12 protein-coding genes are annotated in these 18,983 nt (G+C 46.3%); 2 read left to right on the top strand and 10 right to left on the bottom strand.

The features are described 5' to 3' along the window. Nucleotides 1–75: 75 nt before the first annotated feature. The 4 genes from QUA43_RS02285 to metK form a co-directional block, all read right to left on the bottom strand. Entirely contained in the window at nucleotides 76–2,040 is a 1,965-nt protein-coding gene (locus QUA43_RS02285; RefSeq protein WP_333370666.1) for an ATP-binding protein, read from the bottom strand. Nucleotides 2,041–2,770: 730 nt separating this feature from the next. Then, nucleotides 2,771–4,687 (bottom strand): HEAT repeat domain-containing protein, encoded by a 1,917-nt coding sequence (locus QUA43_RS02280; protein WP_333370664.1) that lies wholly within the window; start codon nucleotides 4,685–4,687, stop codon nucleotides 2,771–2,773. A 462-nt stretch (nucleotides 4,688–5,149) separates the two neighbouring features. Beyond that, nucleotides 5,150–6,322: a family 10 glycosylhydrolase gene (locus tag QUA43_RS02275; RefSeq protein ID WP_333370662.1), complete on the bottom strand. Its 1,173-nt coding sequence runs from the start codon at nucleotides 6,320–6,322 to the stop codon at nucleotides 5,150–5,152. Nucleotides 6,323–6,524: 202 nt separating this feature from the next. After that, nucleotides 6,525–7,787, bottom strand: a complete 1,263-nt coding sequence (gene metK, locus QUA43_RS02270) for a methionine adenosyltransferase (protein WP_333370660.1) — start codon at nucleotides 7,785–7,787, stop codon at nucleotides 6,525–6,527. A gap of 313 nt (nucleotides 7,788–8,100) precedes the next feature. Between metK and QUA43_RS02265 the strand changes: the two genes are divergently transcribed. Beyond that, on the top strand, nucleotides 8,101–9,825 hold the full coding sequence (locus QUA43_RS02265) for an AAA-like domain-containing protein (RefSeq protein WP_333370658.1): 1,725 nt from the start codon (nucleotides 8,101–8,103) through the stop codon (nucleotides 9,823–9,825). A gap of 92 nt (nucleotides 9,826–9,917) precedes the next feature. On the opposite strand, the gene QUA43_RS02260 is transcribed toward QUA43_RS02265, so the two are convergent. Then, nucleotides 9,918–10,265: a rhodanese-like domain-containing protein gene (locus QUA43_RS02260; RefSeq protein ID WP_333370656.1), complete on the bottom strand. Its 348-nt coding sequence runs from the start codon at nucleotides 10,263–10,265 to the stop codon at nucleotides 9,918–9,920. 166 nt (nucleotides 10,266–10,431) lie between these two features. After that, nucleotides 10,432–11,061 (bottom strand): hypothetical protein, encoded by a 630-nt coding sequence (locus QUA43_RS02255; RefSeq protein ID WP_333370654.1) that lies wholly within the window; start codon nucleotides 11,059–11,061, stop codon nucleotides 10,432–10,434. Between the two features lie 196 nt (nucleotides 11,062–11,257). Here QUA43_RS02255 and rpsD point away from each other — a divergent pair, with 196 nt between their 5' ends. After that, a complete protein-coding gene (rpsD, locus tag QUA43_RS02250; protein WP_172190738.1) occupies nucleotides 11,258–11,866 on the top strand; it encodes a 30S ribosomal protein S4 in 609 nt (202 codons plus the stop codon). Between the two features lie 408 nt (nucleotides 11,867–12,274). Here the strand turns inward: rpsD and QUA43_RS02245 are convergent, their stop codons facing one another. From QUA43_RS02245 to QUA43_RS02230, 4 genes are all read right to left on the bottom strand, one after another. Continuing rightward, entirely contained in the window at nucleotides 12,275–13,477 is a 1,203-nt protein-coding gene (locus QUA43_RS02245; RefSeq protein WP_333370652.1) for a catalase, read from the bottom strand. Between the two features lie 199 nt (nucleotides 13,478–13,676). Further along, a complete protein-coding gene (locus tag QUA43_RS02240; protein WP_333370650.1) occupies nucleotides 13,677–15,323 on the bottom strand; it encodes a peroxidase family protein in 1,647 nt (548 codons plus the stop codon). Between the two features lie 83 nt (nucleotides 15,324–15,406). After that, the gene (locus QUA43_RS02235) at nucleotides 15,407–16,450 is read right to left on the bottom strand and encodes a DUF2235 domain-containing protein (RefSeq protein WP_333370648.1); all 1,044 of its coding nucleotides are present in this window, start codon (nucleotides 16,448–16,450) and stop codon (nucleotides 15,407–15,409) included. 611 nt (nucleotides 16,451–17,061) lie between these two features. Beyond that, a complete protein-coding gene (locus tag QUA43_RS02230; protein ID WP_333370646.1) occupies nucleotides 17,062–18,495 on the bottom strand; it encodes an MFS transporter in 1,434 nt (477 codons plus the stop codon). Nucleotides 18,496–18,983 lie beyond the last annotated feature (488 nt).

Raw genomic sequence — 18,983 nt, 5'->3', positions numbered from 1 at the left:
ACATAAAGCCAGAGGTTTGAAACATGAATTTTCGCCCCTCTGCCTACCCCCTACATCTCTCGCCCCAAAATCACATCACCCGTTTCCCGCCGGTATCCGCACAGTGAAAATAGACCCTTTCCCCTCTTCGCTTTCTACCAAAATTTCCCCGCCCATCATCTGACAGTAGTAGCGGCTAAGTGTCAGCCCCAATCCGGCGCCGTCGTACTGTCGCGCCGCTGAAGAGTCAGCTTGCACAAAAGCTTCAAACAATTTGTGTTGTTGTTCTTCCGACATTCCAATTCCGGTATCCTTAACAGATACACAAATCCAATCCGAGTCTTGAACATTCAGCAGGGGACAAGCAATCGCCGCAGAATGAGTTTCATCGGCAGGCATTGAATCGTCAATCGCCTCACGCCCTGCTGCATTCAATTTTTCACTTCCTGCAATGCGCTTCACACTTACTTTCACCCTACCGTTTTTGGTGAACTTCGCAGCATTACTAAGCAGATGTATCAAAACCTGGCGCACTTTTTTGAAATCTGCGTGCATTATGCCCACAGTTCGATCGCACTCAATCTCCAAAACATTACCATTTTTCTCTACCAACGGTTTCGCGGCACTCGCAACATTATCAACCAGGGATTCGATGTCAAACTCCTGGATTTCGAGTTTCATACCCCCCGCTTCAAATTTTGACAAATCAAGGATATCGTTAATCAAAGATAGCAGATGCGCGCCTGCTTTTTCAATCTTCTGCAAATCCGGTACAAACTCATCAAATCCCGCATCCTGGGCATCTTCTGAAAGTAGTTGACTGTAGCCGATAATCGCATTTAGAGGCGTCCGCAATTCGTGGCTCATAGTTGCTAAAAACTGGCTTTTAGCAGTGTTAGCGGCGACGGCGACTTCCTTAGCTTGTTGTAATTCTTTTGTATGTCCCGAAACCCGCTCGATTAGGTGATTGAGAGAGGCAGCCAGAGAGCCGATTTCGCCTTGTCCGGTGACGGGTGCTCGCAAGTCAAAATTAGACTCAGCGGCTACTTGTTGGGCCACCTGAGTGACGCTGATAACAGGTTGGGCGATCGCCTGACTCGTCCGGTAAGCCACCATTCCAGCCACCACTACCGACAGCAGCATACTAATAATAATTATGGCTTTCTCCATTCCTTGGGCCTCTTCCATCACTTCACCGCCTTGGCCCTCTTGCTGCTGAGCAATCTCAAGGATTTTGCTCAATTCCTCAAGGCTGCTGTTGAGCTGTTTTACACCTTCTCCGCTTTCGATTGCGAGCAATTTTCTGGCCGACTCTATCTCCCGAGGCGATAGTTGCGATGGCTGGATTTCCTGCAAAGTTGACTTGAGAGTATCGGCGTAGGCTTCTAAATTTTTCGTGCAATCTTGCACTAAAAACTTGAGAACTTCCGGTTTAGCCGCCAGCCAAGCGGGTTGGCTGCCGGCAAAGTTTTCTATACGAAAACGCAGATTTTTTGCCTTAACAATACTCTTAACCAACTGCTCTTCTTGCTGTTTTAGCTTGACAGAATTATCTACAAAAGAATCTAGCTGTGAACCCTGCAATTGGGCCGCCAGCGCTGCCTCTTTAAAATTGCCGAGCAATTGCGCTTGTAGGTGAGCATCATTGAATTGCTTTAATCCTTGTCCTTGGTAGTAATCGGCAATCACCAGTCCGCTCAGCGAACCTAAAAAGCCGATTCCTATTGCCAGCAAATACCCGTAGCCAATTTTTTGATGGATAGGCAAACCGCCAATTTTAGAGGGCAAACTTTTGCGGACTTTCAAGGATACTTTTTCTAGAAAATTATGGGGATTTTTTTTTGTTTCCACGGTTTCTACAGAAGCCACTTCTCCGGAAATAAAAACTGGCATCTGTTTACCTAAATTGGTATTATTTTGGTTAACATTTCGCGTTTTCACGTTTTTATTCGGCGGGTTAAATGGTTCTAAGTCTGGATTCAATTCCCCCTGGTCTTCCCAAACGGCAACCGAGAAACTTGCTTCGTGTCCTGTTTTTTTTAGCAAGTTAATTTTTGACATATGCAACCCCTGTCTTCTGTTAAAATCTACCACGCTCTTAATTTCTCCAAACGGAAAAGCTTGTCTATTTGACCGTAGACATCTGCGAAAAAGCATCTGAAACTCTGGTCGAGTCAGAGGAGAAACTTAAATTCGGTTGATGTCTAAGAGATAATTAGGCTGTTGAGGACTGTTGCCAAATTACTTTTTCGACTCGTAAAAGTCTGCAGCAGGCAAAAAAATAAAAATTTATCCCCGCAGTGAATTATCCCTGCGTGGAATGTTACAGGCAGAAAATTCTCTCTGACCTGTTTTGCCTGTGAGTAGCCCAAAGTTGATATTGTCTGTTGACAATGCACCCGATTCCTTCGCTTTGGGCTTTGGCTGCCAGCAATGCGACGATTGCTTGACGGTTTTTGTTGAGCATCCGACAACTTCTTAGCACAGAATGTCACAAATGCAGCAGCCGATCGAACTTTTGCACCCTGGCGATCGACTTTTGGCATCGTTGCCCCGCAAAGACAAGTCTGAGGTGAAGTGCCGTTAGTTGAGTATAACTGTAGGGCTTGCGAAAAGAAACCCGGTTTCTGCGAGTCAATCGATTTTAGATTTTAGATTTTAGATTAAAGAATTGAAGCATTGACCCCACGGATAAATTCGGGGGCTTGTTTCTCGGATACAGGTTTTTTATTTCTGGGTCCTGAGTCTGCGAAGGAATGAATCCGGGGGCTTGTATCCTGGATGCTTTCGCTCAACTGTTAGCGATTGCGAGTTCTGCATTTACGGTAGTCAATTCGATCGCCAGTGCTAGCTTACCGTCTCTACCCAAAGCTTCATCAGCCAAGTGTACCATCCAGCGATTCGGCTTGGCTTGGGGTCTGGCGGCGAGCACCAACGCCCAAGCTTCCCGTTCTTTGCCACGACCCAACAGCGCAGCACAAACAGTCAAAGCTGTGGCAGTTGAACGGCTGATCCCACTTTGGCAGCAGATCAGCAAACTGCCTCCCTGCGACGACATTTTAAGGGCAAAGTCAATAATTTTCAGTACATCCTCAAGGGTAGGCAAGATTTGATCGGGGTCGTCAACGGGGGTGTCGAGGTCGTTAAACTCCATGCACATTCGGTTCGGGATTTGATCAAAAGTTTTGGGTTCGGGCACACCCGGAGTGCCGATCGAGATCAGGTATTTAATCTCGCGCCCAGCAGCGCGCTCAACAATGTATTCGCTGGCTTCTGCTTGCGAAGCAATCAGGATTTTCGGCAGTTTTTCACCCGACAAATCTGGGGAAACAGAGGGATCAAAATCAACTGTTTCTGCCTCAGTGCTGACATCGGCCAAGTATTGGACAGCCAGCGCCCGAACGTCAGCAAATTCGCGATTTAAAGCTGTTTCCAGAGCAACAAGAGCAGCCGTTGAGCCAATTTGACCGAGGGATTTAACAGCCTTTTGGCGCACTCCAGAATTTTCGTCCCCCAGCAACCGCACCAAACCGGCCACAGCTTCCTCTGTCCCAATTTCCCCCAAAGCAGCAGCAACTCTCCACCGTACATAAGATTCGCTGTCGCCAATTGCGATCGCCAGTCCCGCGACCACCATTTTTTGCAATTTAGCATCTCCCTCTGTATTGATGTTTCCGAGGGCAACCGCCGCCCTGCCACGCACGAAAATATCTCGATCCGAGAGCGACCCGATTACGGCCACCATAGCCGCCTCGCTGCTGATTTCTCCCAAGGCAGAAACTGCACTGCCGCGCACGTCTGAGTCGTCATGGTTAAGGGCTTGCACCAGCCCGGCCACAGCCGTTTCCGTGCCGATTTGTCCCAAGGCCTCGGCGGCCCTCAAAGAAACTGCATAGGAGTCGGGATCATCGTGAAGCAATTCTATTAAGCCAGGTACTGCCTCACAATCGCCGATTTTCCCCAAAGCCGCTGCAGCCCTAGCGCGGACGATGTGATTTTCGTCTCTGAGGGCATTCAGCAGCCCGGAAACTACCTCAGAGACGCCGATTTTCCCGCAGTTGACCGCCGCCCGCCAGCGCACCTCGGAGTCTTGGTGTTTGAGGGCTTTCAGCAGCGCGGGGACGGCTATTTTCGGGTTAATTTTGCCCAAGGCCCAAACAGCCCAGGCGCGCACCCCGGAGTCTGGGTGTTTGATGGCTTTGAGCAGTGCTACGGCGGCTGGTTTCGAGTCAATTTCTCCTAAAGCCCAAGCGGCCCAAGCTTGGATTTGGGAATCTTTGGATTCGAGCGATCGGGCTAATTCAATTACTGCTGCTTCGGAGCCGATTTTCCCGATCGCTCGAATCCCATCCAGGCGCACTGCACTTTCTTTGTGGTTCAATGCGGCCACCAGCATCGGAATTGCCATATCCGAACTTGTTAGGGCCAGCAGTTGAATTTTGAGCAGCGGCGAAGTGGGGATTTTTTCGATTAATTTTATGGTGGCTATTTGAAATTCTGGCTTTACCGTTCCTGCTAGCTTCGAGCCGAGTTTTAAATTTACTTTTAGAGCTAATTTTACTGCCCGCAAAGCCAGACTTTGCTGTTCTACTTGCGGCAATATAGTCGCCAAGGTGTGCATCCCTTGTTTTTGTTTCAAATATTTTTGATGGAATTGAGCATCGCTGAGTTCGGGTAGCTGTTGGATGAGGCTTGCTGCTGAGGTCACTGATTTATCCTAATATTTTGGCGAGCGGTTGAGATTGCTCTTTTAAACTGTCTGTATAAAAAAATATGGCGTCTACAAAATGCTACTTCAAAAAAAAAGCTTGCACCACTTCTAAAATATGTCTTATTCCACTGTTTTTGCAACTCCCCAATTATTAATTATCGGGTTTGTTTGGGGGATGGGCGTGACAAGAAGTAGCGCTTGCTGCTTGGCATCGCTGCGCTTTTAACGGGCATAGCTCTGCTATATCATTTTATACTCACATCTTGAACCATTGTCAGCAACAGGCAAGATGCCTGTTACACAAAGAGTGAATTTTCTTGTGGAACAGGCATCTTGCCTGTTCATAAAAGCTTACTGAGAATGGTGCAACATCCTAAGTTTATACCAACTTGGTTTTAAATAGCGATCGGCGCAGTTGACGCCAGCCAATCGGAAACAGCTTGATTGCGGGACAATCTCTCAACGAGCATAGGGCCCTTTTTTCAAAACCTTAGCCAAAGCGTTATCGTTATCTCGCAAACCTTCGTAAAAAAACATCACTTCTCCTTGAATGCCGCAAGAGCGGTTGTAAGCAATTACTTGCAACAACAGTTCGGGAGTTATGCTATATTTGCTGCCTCGATTCGTCAACAAAATACCGGGCGACACGCACTTTACTTGCTGCCCGCTAAGCTGTCCCCCCATCATTTTATCGACCAATTGTTTGTAAGCATTAAAATCGCGACGATAAAACTGCGGGTGAAGCAGATCCACCAAATTTTTGTCAACCCAAGCTTTAGAATCTTGCAAATATTCCACCAGTCCCCAGTCATAAGGACTCGGCGACATCGATAGCAACAAATCAGGATTAATCGCTTTCACTTCTCGGTGTAAACGAGCCACAAACTCAGTAATAATATCAGCACGCCATTGCAGCCAATGTTGCTCTTTACAATCCGACGGCGCTGCTTTACCGCACTCTTCTCGATAGCGTTTAACCGTTTTTTCGTCGTAACCGCCTTCTACTGGAAACGCAATGCGATCGTCTCCTTGAACGCCGTCTACCGGATAATTCTTAGCAACTTCCAGCATCAACCCCAGCACAAAGTCTTGCACTTCCGGGTCAAGAGAATTCATCCAGTCAAAGTTATTTTTTTTAAGTAAATTGCCGCTAGCATCACGGGCAATCCACTCAGGTTTTTTCGCCAGCAAATGACCGCCCTTGCAATTGTAAGAACTCACAAATCCGTATTCAAAACAAGGAATCACTTTTAAACCAACTCTCTTTGCCTCAACACATATTTCTGCTAAGGGGTCGCGACCTTGATAGCGCAAGTCAATTTCCACCCCAAATTTTTCTCGCATAATTTGAGAAGGATAAGCCGTAAAACCTTGGTTCCAAATTATAGGAAAAACGGTATTAAATCCCGTATCGGCGAGAAAGTCCATGGCTTCAGCAATTCGCTCTTTTGATGTGAGAACTTTGCAGTCAGTGGTGGGTATCCAAACGCCGCGAATTCCACCAGGATTGTTAGTCGCAAACGAACTTGGCAGCGTTGCTGGATTTGGTGCAGAAAATCCAGCCACCAACCGCTGTTGGAGGGAAGAGGCAAAACTGCGAATTGCTGATTGGAAAGGTGTGAAAAGTCGCATTTATGGATTCTTTTTTTTGTAATGTGGGCACTGCGCCCGCTACGTTATTAATTTGTAGCACCGGATATTATTTATGGATAAGATGCGCCGAAGAACACCCGATATTATTTAGGGATAAGGTGCGTAGTACGCACCCTAAATTGATTGGTAGCACCCGATATTATTTATGGATAAGGGGCGCAGTACACGCCCCAAAATTGTACTATCCAGCAACAGCAGACAACTGCTGGCTCAAAGCTGCTTTCAAGAGTTCGGCCTTATCAGTTTGCTCCCAAGGCAAGTCTAAATCAGTGCGTCCGAAGTGACCGTAAGCCGCCACATCTTGATAGAAACGGCCGCCTCTTTCAGCAGGCAAATTCTGCAAGTTAAATGCCTGAATGATGCCCGCAGGACGCAGTTCAAAATGCTGCTTCACAACTTCCAAAAGGCGATCGTCATCAACTTTCCCAGTGCCAAAAGTTTCGATCATCATGCTAACAGGCCGCGCAACGCCGATCGCATAACTCAACTGCACTTCGCACTTTTGGGCCAAACCAGCAGCCACGATATTTTTAGCAACGTAGCGACAAGCATAAGCCGCGCTGCGGTCTACTTTGGTGGGGTCTTTCCCAGAAAAAGCGCCGCCGCCGTGGCGGGAATAGCCGCCGTAGGTATCCACAATAATTTTGCGGCCCGTCAAACCCGAATCTCCTTGAGGCCCGCCGACCACAAATTTGCCCGTGGGGTTGACAAGGAAGCGAGTTTCTGCATCCGGCTTCACGCTAATATCGGCAAACACAGGTTGGACGATAGCAGCCCAAAGGTCTTCTTTGATCTTGGCTTGAACTGCGGCCGTTTCTGTGATGTCGCCGATCGTTTCGGTATGCTGGGTAGAAATTAAAATCGTATCTATGCCAACAGGTTTGCCGTCCTCGTAAATCACCGTAACTTGGCTTTTACCGTCGGGACGCAGGTAAGATAACTGACCGGTTTTGCGGACTGCGGCCAGTTGACGGCAAATCCGGTGGGCTAAACTAATCGGCAGAGGCATCAATTCCGGCGTTTCGTTGCAAGCAAAGCCGAACATCAAGCCTTGGTCGCCTGCTCCAATGGCGTCTAATTCCTCTTCACTCGATTGTTCGCGGCTTTCGTGGGCTGTGTTCACCCCTTGAGCAATATCGGGAGACTGAGAATCAAGAGCTACCAACACTGAACAACTATTGGCCGAAAACCCGTTGTCAGCGTGGATGTAGCCAATATCGGCTATTTTTTTCCGGGCTAATTCTATGTAATTTACCTGAGCTTTAGTGGTAATTTCGCCCGTCAGCAGCATTAAGCCGGTGTTGACGACTACTTCGGCTGCGACGCGGCTTTTGGGGTCTGCAGTCAGTAAGGCATCTAAAATCGTATCTGAAATTTGATCGCAGATTTTATCGGGATGGCCTTCAGTGACCGATTCAGAGGTAAACAGGTAGCGGCGTGACAATGATTATTTCTCCTTAGATAGGGACTCTTCCTGCGCGACATCGACGACCAACGAGTTATTTTTCAGGTAAAGGCGAAGAATGATCGCGTCTGGGCTACCGTCGAATTTTTGTCGGTCTGTAGAGCCGTGTTGAAGCAGGGTTTGAGATTGGGTAAAGTGACACTACTATAGCAAAGTGAGTTCCGGGAAGTCCCTAAAAACTTAGATTTTGTAGGATTGTCGATCGATCTTGGACACCGCTCGTCTAGCTCCTAACCTGACAAAGGTTGACGCACAGTAAGATACAGTCAGGGTATCGCCTTGCGGAACGACTATGGCAGGACTCCCAAAATCACCAAACTTGATCCAAACAGTTGCCGACCTAGAATTTCCCGGCGGCCCCATACCGCTTGACTCTCGATTTTATATTGAGCGCTCAGGGGCCGAAGCCCTGGCCTGTGCAGAAATTAGCAAACCCGGAGGCCTTGTTCGCATTAAAGCTCCCAAAAAAATGGGCAAAAGTTCGCTGATGCTGCGGATAATTCGCGCGGCAGTCGATCGTGGATACGGCACAGTAACTGTAGACTTTCAGCAAGCCGACGCAGCAGTTTTTGCTAATTTAGATAAATTTTTACGCTGGCTTTGTGTCAATGTTGCTCGGCAACTCAAACTCGAACCAAATATTGATGAATTCTGGGATGAAGATATGGGCAGCAAGGTAAGCTGCACTATTTACTTTGAGAACTATTTGCTCGAACTAATTGACAGTCCCATTGTCTTAGTGATCAACGAAATAAATCGAGTATTTGAACGCACCAATATTGCTCAAGATTTTCTGTCGGTGATCCGTTTTTGGTACGAACAAGGTCGCGCTAGCATAACTTGGAAAAAACTCCGCATAGTTGTCATTCATTCGACAGAAATTTATATTGCTTTGAATCTTAATCAATCTCCATTTAATGTAGGAATGCCGATTAAACTTTCAGAATTTACTGCTGAACAAGTTCAAGATTTGGCGTGCAGACACGGACTGAACTGGAGCAATAGCGCTCCGATCGAGCAATTAATGAACATGGTAGGCGGGCATCCTTATTTAGTGCATTTAGCGCTGTATCACCTGGCAATTTTGCAACAAAATCGCCTTTCCGTCGATCGGGAGGAGCTTGGGGAGGAAGTGGGGCGAGCCGAGTTGGCAGAATTGTTAACAGCAGCTCATACTCACAGCGGAATTTATAGCGACTACTTGCAAAATCAGTCGATCGCCATTCAACAGCAGCCAGAACTCGCCTCCGCATTCCAACAAGTTGTCGATGCTAAAAAGAGCATTCACCTCGAACCTTTGATGGCTTATCAGTTAGACAGCATGGGACTGGTCAAATTAGAGGGAAATAACTGTAGTTTGTCTTGCGAGTTATATCGCCTGTATTTTCAAGGGCAAAATTTGTGCGAGGACAAGTTGTCGGTGGTTCGTTTTGAGGAGTTGCAGCAAGAAAATCAAAGGCTGCAAGCTTTGGTGAATGTGGACGAACTTACTCAAATTGGCAACAGACGGTGTTTTGATAGTTGCTTGCGAACGGAATGGAAACATATGGCTCGCGAGGCGTCTCCGATATCTTTAATTTTGTGCGACCTCGATTATTTCAAAATATATAATGATACCTACGGACATCAAGCAGGAGATGAGTGTTTGCGATCGGTAGCTCAGACAATTCGCCGATCGCTCCAGCGTCCTGCTGATGTAGCTGCTCGCTACGGGGGCGAGGAATTTGCTGTGATTTTACCTGAAACTGATGGATCGGCGGCTCTGGTTGTTGCCGAACAAATTAGAGCGAAAGTGAAAGCTTTGAATATTGTTTTTAACCCGGAGAGTGTTGACGGTCTACCTAATTCTGTGTTAACGATTAGTTTGGGAATTGCCAGCGTTGTTCCGAGCGAGGAAAATGATGCGACAACGCTGCTAATGGCGGCTGATGAGGCTCTTTATGACTCGAAAAGGCAGGGGCGCGATCGGCTCACTATGAGTATGCTTTTAAATTTTCGATTTGCTGCTGTTAATTAGCGAATTCCGTGGGAATATTATTCGTTTCTACACATACAAAGTCCGCCCGTGCGGACTCTGAAGAAAACCATAGTTAACAACTGAATTTGATGTTAATATCGGGGGACGGTTCGATCGACCACCATTGAGTAAGCATCGATGCCGCCAACGATATTTTTAACGTTGGTAAATCCTTGAGTGGCTAACCACTGGCACATTTGAGCCGATCGCACTCCGTGATGGCACAGAACTAGGGTTTCGGTGTCGCGATCGAGTCTAGCGTCAATTTCACCAGACCATTCGGCAAACTCGCTCAGCGGAAAAGCTACAAATCCCGGCAGCGCGGCGAGTTCAATTTCGTAAGGTTCCCGCACGTCTACAAGCTGCAATTTCTCAGCATTGGTTTCTGCTAATTGGCGGCCTAATTCTTCGACTGTAATTTGAGCAAAAATTTCTGACATTTGATTAGAAGGAAGAAGTCAGTTGGCAGTTGGCAGTTGGCAGTTGGCAGTTGGCAGTTGGCAGTTGGCGATTGGCAGTAGCTAATAGCTGTGGAATAACAAATAACAACTAACAAATAACAACTAACAACTAACAACTGACAACTGACAACTAACAACTGACAAATTAATTGAGGGGCGCAGGCGGTGAAATTAGCTCCACAGGAGGGGTAGGTGCAGGACGCCCGTCCAACTGGCTCACGCTGTCCCTGGGGTCAAGACAAGTGGCGATTAACCGGTCAGTGGGAAATTCGAGCCTGCCGCTCAAACCGACTACGCATTCAGAAAACTGTTGTGGCAATAAACTGCGGCGGCATCCATCGAGCACTACCAGGGGATCTGCAGGTTGAGTTCGACTTTTGCTGTTAATATTCACTACGCAAGTAGCCAATTCTTGGGGACGCCTCACCCGCCGACAGCTAGAGAGCGCTTCGACACCAGAAATATTAGTTTTGCGGTTGATTTGGAGGGCGCATTTAGATATGTCGCGGGGGCGGAGGGCGTCAGCACAAGCGGCGGCGGCTGCCTCTGCCCCCACTCCGGCTTCGATTAGTTCCAAGGCGCAGACGCGATAGGGATTCCTATTGCGAGGGATTCTAATAGTGATGGCTGATGCTGGCGAGATTGGCAGTGCTGTTGCCAACAAACCGAGTGCAGCTAGCTGCGTGCCGAGAGCTAATATCCAGCGCGCGGTAGGGTTTGAGCCTGTCGGTGCTGGCTTTGGGGAAGAAGTGCGGGAAAAATTGCGGTTGTGCATGGCAGATCGAGTAGTGAGTTTTTTTGGCTGATTGGGGCGATCGATCGATCGGCTTTTCCTTCAGAATTTACCGCACATTATGGATCGCCCTCCGGTCGATCGTTTTTTTATCGATCTTTATTTGAATTTTGACCGTTACCAACATATAATATAGAGTCTGCATAAAATTGCATACAGATATTAGAGAGGAAAATAAATGTCTCGATATCGAGGCCCCCGATTGAGAATCGTCCGTCGCCTGAAAGAGTTGCCGGGTCTAACCCGCAAAACCCCCAGACGAGATTATCCGCCTGGACAGCACGGTCAAAACCGCAAAAAGCTCTCTGAGTATGCGGTTCGCTTGCAAGAAAAGCAAAAACTCCGTTTCAATTACGGTGTGACGGAACGCCAACTGCTCCGTTACGTCCGCAAAGCCCGCCGTGTCACGGGCTCCACAGGTCAAGTGTTACTGCAATTTTTGGAAATGCGCTTGGACAATACTGTGTTTCGGATGGGAATGGCTCCAACCATTCCGTCCGCTAGACAATTGGTAAATCACGGTCACATAACTGTCAATGACCGTGAAGTCAATATCGCCAGCTATCAGTGCAAGCCTGGTGATGTGGTTGCTGTGAAAAATAGAGAGCGCTCTCGCACAATGGTAGAAGCTAATCTCAAAGACCCAGGCTTGGCTCACTTGCCGAATCACTTGGAATTTGATAAGCAAAAACTGGTTGGCAAAGTTAACGGCGTTATCGAACGCGAGTGGATTGCTCTACAGATTAACGAACTGCTAGTGGTGGAATACTACTCACGGCAAGCTTAAGTTATTAGTCATCAGTCGTTGGTCATTAGTCATCAGTTGGTTGCTAGCAGAATAATTAATAATTGGGTAGGAACTCAGTTATTGATTAATTGCTACTGAATAATGAGGACTAAGGACTGAGGGCTAAAAATTTATAATTTTCAACACTCCCACCCCCTAAAAAGGGATGGGATTTTTTGAAGGTTTCGCTTGTTAACTTCCTTGAATTGCCATTTGCTCAGACGACACCTGCCTGATGGCATTAAATGATATCAAATCCGTTAGCATCGGAATAGTAAATTCGAGTTCACTGTTGACGGTTCACTGTTGACTGTTCACTGTTCACGGCGTCAACAGTCAACCGTCAACAGTCAACATCATTCCGGTGTAACCGGAAATGATATGATGTCCCAGCCTCAAATTATTTTCTTAAAATGTTTCTTCTCCGGTTGGTTCTTGGTGCACAAGACCTCGCTTTTGAAGGCGATAATTCGCTACAACCGGGTAAACAACACCGCGTATCCGATTTATGGCGCCTACTGGACGATGAACTGCTAAGCCGTTCCAGGGAGAATATCTCAGGTTTTCGTTGAAATCCGATTGTTTTTCATAATCAATAATCTGATGCTTGACGGTGAGACGACCTACTCTCAAGAAGGGTGATTCTTTTTCCTTCCAGACATTGATGCCATCGTCGATCGGCATTTTTAGGCTGGTTTGGAACTGAATGCCAAAATCCCACCAGTATTGGGCATCAGGTTTCGCCAAGGCTTGAATTAGATCGTCCCGATAATAATTGTCTGGTTTATTGGGATCTAAACCCAAGGCTTTAGCACGATCGACAAAGGGAATTTTAGGGATTCCCGGTCGAGATTGTTCTGGAATTATGTCGTGCGGTGGTTTGCATGAAACCGGAGTAAACCCATACTTAATTACCGCCGGATATTCGACAGGAACTATACCAGGCTGGGAGGGATCGAAATCGGGATTGAGACCCAAAGCAGACGGTGAACCGCTCCAATATTTTGCTGTTAGCAAACTCTTCGGAGTCCGGCTACCCGTAAGCGTTGAGACCGCTAAAAAGTGCCTGGGATGTCGAATTAGCCACTTTTTCAATGTATCTGGTGATTCAACAAGAGCAGAAAAAAAGCCGTAGTAATCTTTGATGGTTTGGCTCACAAATATCTCTGAATTGTGAACAATGATGTCCTGGGTTTTTGACTCGTGGCTTTGCGTGAGTCGTTCCCCTTCCACCCCCATCACTTTCAGTGATATTGAGCGCGAATCTTTTTGGTAATCAGGGTATACTTTGGTAGCCCCGTTAGCAAATCGCAACCAAACAGGATATTCTTTGGGTTTTGCTAGCAAACCTTGCTTAAGGGAAATAGCATTGAGTCGCGAAGAACTTAACGAAGCGCGTTTACCCAATTCCCGTTTAATCTCTTCCTCATCAAAGTCAAAAATTTCCAGAGTTCCTTTAACGCAGGCATGAGTTTTGGCGTGAGTATCTCGCAGCGCCCGCTCCTTATTGCCGTAAAGATTATCCATCCGAAGCTTGGCTTGCTCAACCAGAAGATCGTAGTATTTGAGTTCATCCTGTTCGGGATATTCGGTAAATAACTTCTTGCTCATAAAATAACCTTCGGTTAATCGCTAAAAAAGGTTTTACACAAACCGTTGCATCTGTTAAATAGTATAACTGCTGGTGCAATTGCTTCCGAATTGCCGTAGCCGAGCGCTTGCGAAAAGATCGCCTTTTTATTCCTCATTTTTGAGGGCGCAGGTGTCTTTGCGCCCCCAACTAATTTGAGTCTTAGTTGTCCGCTACAACTTAAAGCTCGAAGGAGACTTTGTACTTGGGATCGCTTGGAGGAACATTACGATTCACTAAATCAGAGACTGTTTTGGTATTTTGGATAATTTCCCAACCAACCTCAGAAAAAGTTTCCTTATTGAAGACTTTAGGCGATAACAAAGGATTAGTTAAAGCTTGGGAGAAAGCATCAATGCCAATTATCCGTGCTACTAAAGGCGGAATTGCTGAATTTTTGCGGACATCTTCAGCGTACAATCCCACAAATAATTCAATCTTATCAACATGACCGTACAACTCTTTTAATTTCTGTTGAGCGTATTCGTCACCCGTAATTTGATTGAAATCAGTCACCCTGGGATAACCACACATTTCGCGGTAATCGTTATAACTGGCTAACTGCGCCTGCCGTCCGAGTTTAACAGATGCTAGTTCGGTAGCATCAATAAATGTATAGGGTGTTCCTGCGATCTTAAAATCAGGTGTGTTAAACAAACCAATTCTAGTGCCTGGTTGGGAACAAGTTTCTTCCATCAATGCACCCAACCCTTTATCGATTAACATCTGATTATTCCAGAGGGAATCGTACATGGATTGTTCTTTACCGTCATAGATAAAGGTTTCCGGAATCGCACTATGCCAGCGATAGACAAAACTAAACTCAATCGCCATCCAATTTTCTCGATACCAACTTTCCTTGGTAAAAGCTTCAGGATCGGCAAAGAACCTAAAATTATAGGGCGTAATGTGGAAAATGTACTCTTCCATAATGATATTGAGAACAATCACCATGAGAATATTTCTCGCGGTTTGGAAGAGCCTCTCATCGTCCCATTCCGGATAGCTTTTGGACAAAACATCACAAATTCGATTATGCTCCCTGATACATAAAGTGTTGAGCATGACATAGCCAACTTGGACGTTGGCCCGTTCAACTCCCATTGCAAATAGCTTGCTTTTCTTTTCGGGGGGTTGTCTTTTCTCATCATTAAGGGGTGCATGAAGACCTTCAAATTGAGGATCGATAATACCCTGCTCAGGATCGGCATAATAAAAGAGTGGATACTCTTCTTCTACGCCATCTTTGCGCTTGAGTTTTTGGGTTTTAAATTTGCCGTCTTTGAAAGCTCTGAGCAGATTTGTTTGTTTGCGGGTCAACCCGTAAACATTACACATATCAATCTGATGGTTGGAGGTATTTTTGAAGCGGTTTTCCTGATCGATCCGGAGAAAACTATCTGTAAACCACTGCACCCAATAGGGAAAGAGCAGAGTCGATTTTTCCGAATAAATGGTTTTTCCGTCTCTTTTTTGGAATAAGGTCTTTACTTTGTCCAGTGGTGGTAAATTCCCTTCTTTGTTAAATTCCGGATCGGGAGGTAAATGTCGCCCAGTATAAGTCTTGTCTGTAAGTGAATCCCAAGAGATATAGGTATCAGTTTTCTTGGGAATATCTGTCCCTGGAATTTTGGGATCTAATCCCATTAAGCTATAGGGAAGTGGGCGAGTCGGAAGTTTGTAAATGATGCTATTGAGAAAAAATTTGTTTAGTTTACGTTTCAGAGGCTCGTAACTTTGAACTAAGTCCCAAATTGGTTTGAAATGAGTCAACGTATATGCCAAAGCTTTGTTGCTGAATCCATCTCTAGATGTATCTCTTGTCATGATTTTTTTCCTTTTGATTGTGGTAGATTAGGTAGATTACAAAATCTTCTGATGTTCGGTTCTGAGAGTTTGATAAAGTTTGATCATTTTTCTCGATTTTCCATTAATTTGGAGAGAATCTTTTGCAGATTCTTAGGCCGATAGTCTTGGCGTTTTTCCAATCGCTCGATCGCGCTTTCATGAAGATCCTCAAGGGTCTCCCCCACCTCACGCCACTTGATTCCTGCCAATTTGAAGAACCCAGGATTGTTTTGAAATGGAACCTTATAATCAGGCTTGATATCCTCAATGGCCTCTGGCTCGAATTCCAGCTTCAATTCAAAGTCACTGATTTGATCCAACATCCACTTCAAGACAGCATCGGATAACCCGCGGTATTCTGGCGTACCACCGCCGATGCAGCCATGCTCGCCTGGAAACCAAACTTGACGAAGCTTCTGCTTCGGGGCATCAGGATTTTTCTTCATCAGGGTAACATCAAAGATTTCGCGAATTTCGTCGATCGCAACGGCGTGCAACGCATTCTCAATATCCTTATTTAAAGTGGTGTCGTGGAATTTGTACCTTGTTTTGATCTGTCCCTCAAACTTCTTCAAGCCGGGTACAAGAGGAATACCAAGGGCTCCAACGGTGTCGAAACAACCAAGCAAGGTAATCGGGACGCGATCGCCCTTATCTTTGCCGAATTTTTCGCGGAAACTCTTTGCTTCCGAATGCTTTGGTGAAATCTCTCGCTTACGGTAAAGCTCGTAAGCTTGTGATGCCATGGTAACGTTACGGCGGGATAGGAGACCGGAGCAATAGATCATCCCCGCTAGACTCCTGACCGTGTAAGCACCGCGACTGAACCCGAATAGATAGATTTCGTCACCCTGATCGTAGTTGAAAGAAAGAAAACGATAGGCATCTTGTATATTTTTATCGATTCCCAGCCCAGTGACTCCGCCCACAATCTTGTTACTGTCTACTCCAATTCCCTCGTCATAAAACACAATCTGCGGAACCCCGTCACTGGCTGTCCGTTTCACGGCCTGGGCAAGCCTAACCACATTAGTTGGGCACTGAGTATCTAGTTTGTTCCAAGTTCCATCACAGCAAACTATCAGACGTTTCCCTGGTTTCGTCATTTTTATATTCTCTCTTTGAATCTGAAATTTAATAGCGACCTGTCATTGGTCATCGGTTACAAGAGAATTGCCACTTCCCGTTTTTCTGTCGCGTCAGGCGAGCCCTCCTAATTTCTTGCTCGACCAAATTGTTATCGGGCTGGGCAATCTTTAGCTATTTCGATTCTCAGGATATTAGTCTCAAAACACCATCTAGTCTAGTTGGCTGTATTAAAATGTGAAATTTATTTATATTTCTTAAATTAAAATGTTTACAGAGTGAATTAGTAGCTTTAGTTCTGGGAAAAGGCTCGATTCTCTTAAAATGTAAAAAATTTAAAGCGTGAAATAGTAGCATTAGTTCTGGGAAAAGGCTCGATTCTCCTAACAGGAGTAGCGCTCCAACGCCATAGCTAACAGACCTTTAAACACATTTACGCTCTGCCTTGTCAGTTTTTATAATAGCTAGATCTTATCGATTTGTCAGTTGGCTGCAAGATAATGCTGACCTATTGGCCGAACAAATAGCAGCTTTGGACTATGTTTTGGATTAAAATTTGTTTCAGCCGCTCCCAGATTTTCTGCAGTGGGCTTTTCTGGTTTCTCGATCGGTAAATTTGTGGGAAAATTTCCTAGCCCCGGTTAAATTTGAAACGTCCAAAAGTGGGGACGATCGACCGCAGCGACTGGCTACGAGGTTCTCGCACCAAAACCAAAGGCAGAAGGGCAATCAAGCGAACACCAGCCGAGAGGGTAAACAGTGCCCCCAAACTCATGCCCGGAAGTTCGGCAAGAAAGCCGCCGGCGGTAGTTCCCAAAGCCCCAGCTAATCCCGAAACCGCTGCGGCGATCGCAAAATAAGTCGAGGGTTGCTCGATCGACGCTATCTCCATTTGAATATTGTTAGTACACAGCCCGATCGCCCCCAAAGTCGTTCCCCCCAACAAGTGCAGCAGCGGCAGCCACACCCATAGGGCAAACGGGTAATTGCCCGTACCCAACCACAGCAAAGGCGTGAGGGCCACCACCAGCCCAACCGCAATTAGCAGGGGGCGATTTCCCCAGCGATCGGCCAACTTACCCCAAAACATCAGCAGCAGTAGATTTGCGCCGGAACTTAAGCTGGTGTAAATCGTTACCAAACTCACATCCAAGCTTAAATTTTTCAGCAGGTAGATATTAAAAAAAGGCGCGCTGAGATTGACAGCAAATGTCCACACACTGAAGTAAAGAATAAACATTAAAAAATTAGAATCTTTTAGCACAGAAGGCACAAAATCTGTTATTTGCTTTTCTTTTTTCTGTGTAAGTCGATCGCTCTGTGCATCTTTTTTGTATACCTGGGGATTCACATCAACCATAAAGAATTGACACCCCAAACTAATCATTCCCGCCCAAACACCCACCAATAAAACAATACCGTAGCCCAAAATTGGACCGCCGTCCCAAGTTGACACTCCCAATCCCATCAACGGCACTCCCAGCAAAGTAATGAGGCTGACAGCACTGTTGCGAAAGCCAAAATAGCGTCCCCGCAAGCGCTGAGGAACCACAGCAGCCATCCAACTGAACCAGCTAGAATTGGCAAAAGCTGCCAGCACGCTAGCTGCTACGACTGTTACCAGTGTCCATTGCAGCAGTTGCTGGAGATCTGCGTGCTGGGAACCCCAAACAATTGCCACCGCGAGTACCAGCCACAGCAGCCGCGACGCGCCGAATACAAATAGGTTGTACCAGTGGCGGCTGGTTGTGCGGTCTGCGATGTAGGCTCCTAGTGGTTGCAAGAGATTTACCACCATAGGAATAGCCGAGAATATACCTATTTCCACGCTGCTCGCGCCGAGTTGCAGCAAGAAATTGCTCAGCAGCACGCCGGTGGTCGCCGACTCGAAGATAGTGGCAAAAACGCCGTCTAGAGTTGAGGCTTTCAGGGTCGATCGAACGTCTTTTTTGGAAAATTTGAGAGTTATTTTTGGAGAGAGAACGAGCTGAAATATTTTCGGGTCTACTATTTCTGCCGTCTGAAGAGATAGAGGTTCATTTAACTCTGCAACTGGTTCAACCATAGTCAATCAATTTTAGATTTTAGATTTTAAATTTTAGATTGAAGAATTGAAGTAACAGGGTTAGATAAAACCAGCCCCACCTTCAAGAGGCTAGCTCGAAAGTAGGACTGGCACGTCCGGGTAATTCATATCAATATAAATGACTTGCAATCGCTAGGACATCAACCGCTTGGGAGATATAAATCTGCTAATTGTAAAAAAGTAGGTTGTAGGGCTTAACCAGGAAGCGAGCGCAGCATTTCGCATACCAAAAATTGCTCAAATTCCGCCTCAAACAAGTTCCCCAAAGGCCAAAGCAAATTTAGCGCGACATCCTCCATTCCGCTCTCAAACCTTTAGGGCTAGCTAAATCTATAGAATGAAGGACGATCGACTTGCGGAGTATAGCTGCTAACGATTTGTACCTAATTCCTGGAATCCGTTTGTTCAGTCCCAGGGTTCGCGATCGAGATTCCGGGTTTTTTGTGAAAATCGCCCCCAGGTGCCGG

The organism is Microcoleus sp. N9_B4 (assembly GCF_036701635.1).
Lineage (GTDB): Bacteria > Cyanobacteriota > Cyanobacteriia > Cyanobacteriales > Microcoleaceae > Microcoleus.
Note: the sequence above shows the minus strand (reverse complement) of the source record. Positions and strands in the feature narration are given on the sequence as shown.

What these genes read in the sequence shown, in the direction of transcription:
- QUA43_RS02285 (WP_333370666.1), bottom strand. Translation starts at nt 2,040, where the DNA reads ATGTCAAAAATTAACTTGCTAAAAAAAACAGGACACGAAGCAAGTTTC.
- QUA43_RS02275 (WP_333370662.1), bottom strand. Translation starts at nt 6,322, where the DNA reads ATGCGACTTTTCACACCTTTCCAATCAGCAATTCGCAGTTTTGCCTCT.
- QUA43_RS02265 (WP_333370658.1), top strand. Translation starts at nt 8,101, where the DNA reads ATGGCAGGACTCCCAAAATCACCAAACTTGATCCAAACAGTTGCCGAC.
- QUA43_RS02260 (WP_333370656.1), bottom strand. Translation starts at nt 10,265, where the DNA reads ATGTCAGAAATTTTTGCTCAAATTACAGTCGAAGAATTAGGCCGCCAA.
- QUA43_RS02255 (WP_333370654.1), bottom strand. Translation starts at nt 11,061, where the DNA reads ATGCACAACCGCAATTTTTCCCGCACTTCTTCCCCAAAGCCAGCACCG.
- rpsD (WP_172190738.1), top strand. Translation starts at nt 11,258, where the DNA reads ATGTCTCGATATCGAGGCCCCCGATTGAGAATCGTCCGTCGCCTGAAA.
- QUA43_RS02245 (WP_333370652.1), bottom strand. Translation starts at nt 13,477, where the DNA reads ATGAGCAAGAAGTTATTTACCGAATATCCCGAACAGGATGAACTCAAA.
- QUA43_RS02240 (WP_333370650.1), bottom strand. Translation starts at nt 15,323, where the DNA reads ATGACAAGAGATACATCTAGAGATGGATTCAGCAACAAAGCTTTGGCA.
- QUA43_RS02235 (WP_333370648.1), bottom strand. Translation starts at nt 16,450, where the DNA reads ATGACGAAACCAGGGAAACGTCTGATAGTTTGCTGTGATGGAACTTGG.
- QUA43_RS02230 (WP_333370646.1), bottom strand. Translation starts at nt 18,495, where the DNA reads ATGGTTGAACCAGTTGCAGAGTTAAATGAACCTCTATCTCTTCAGACG.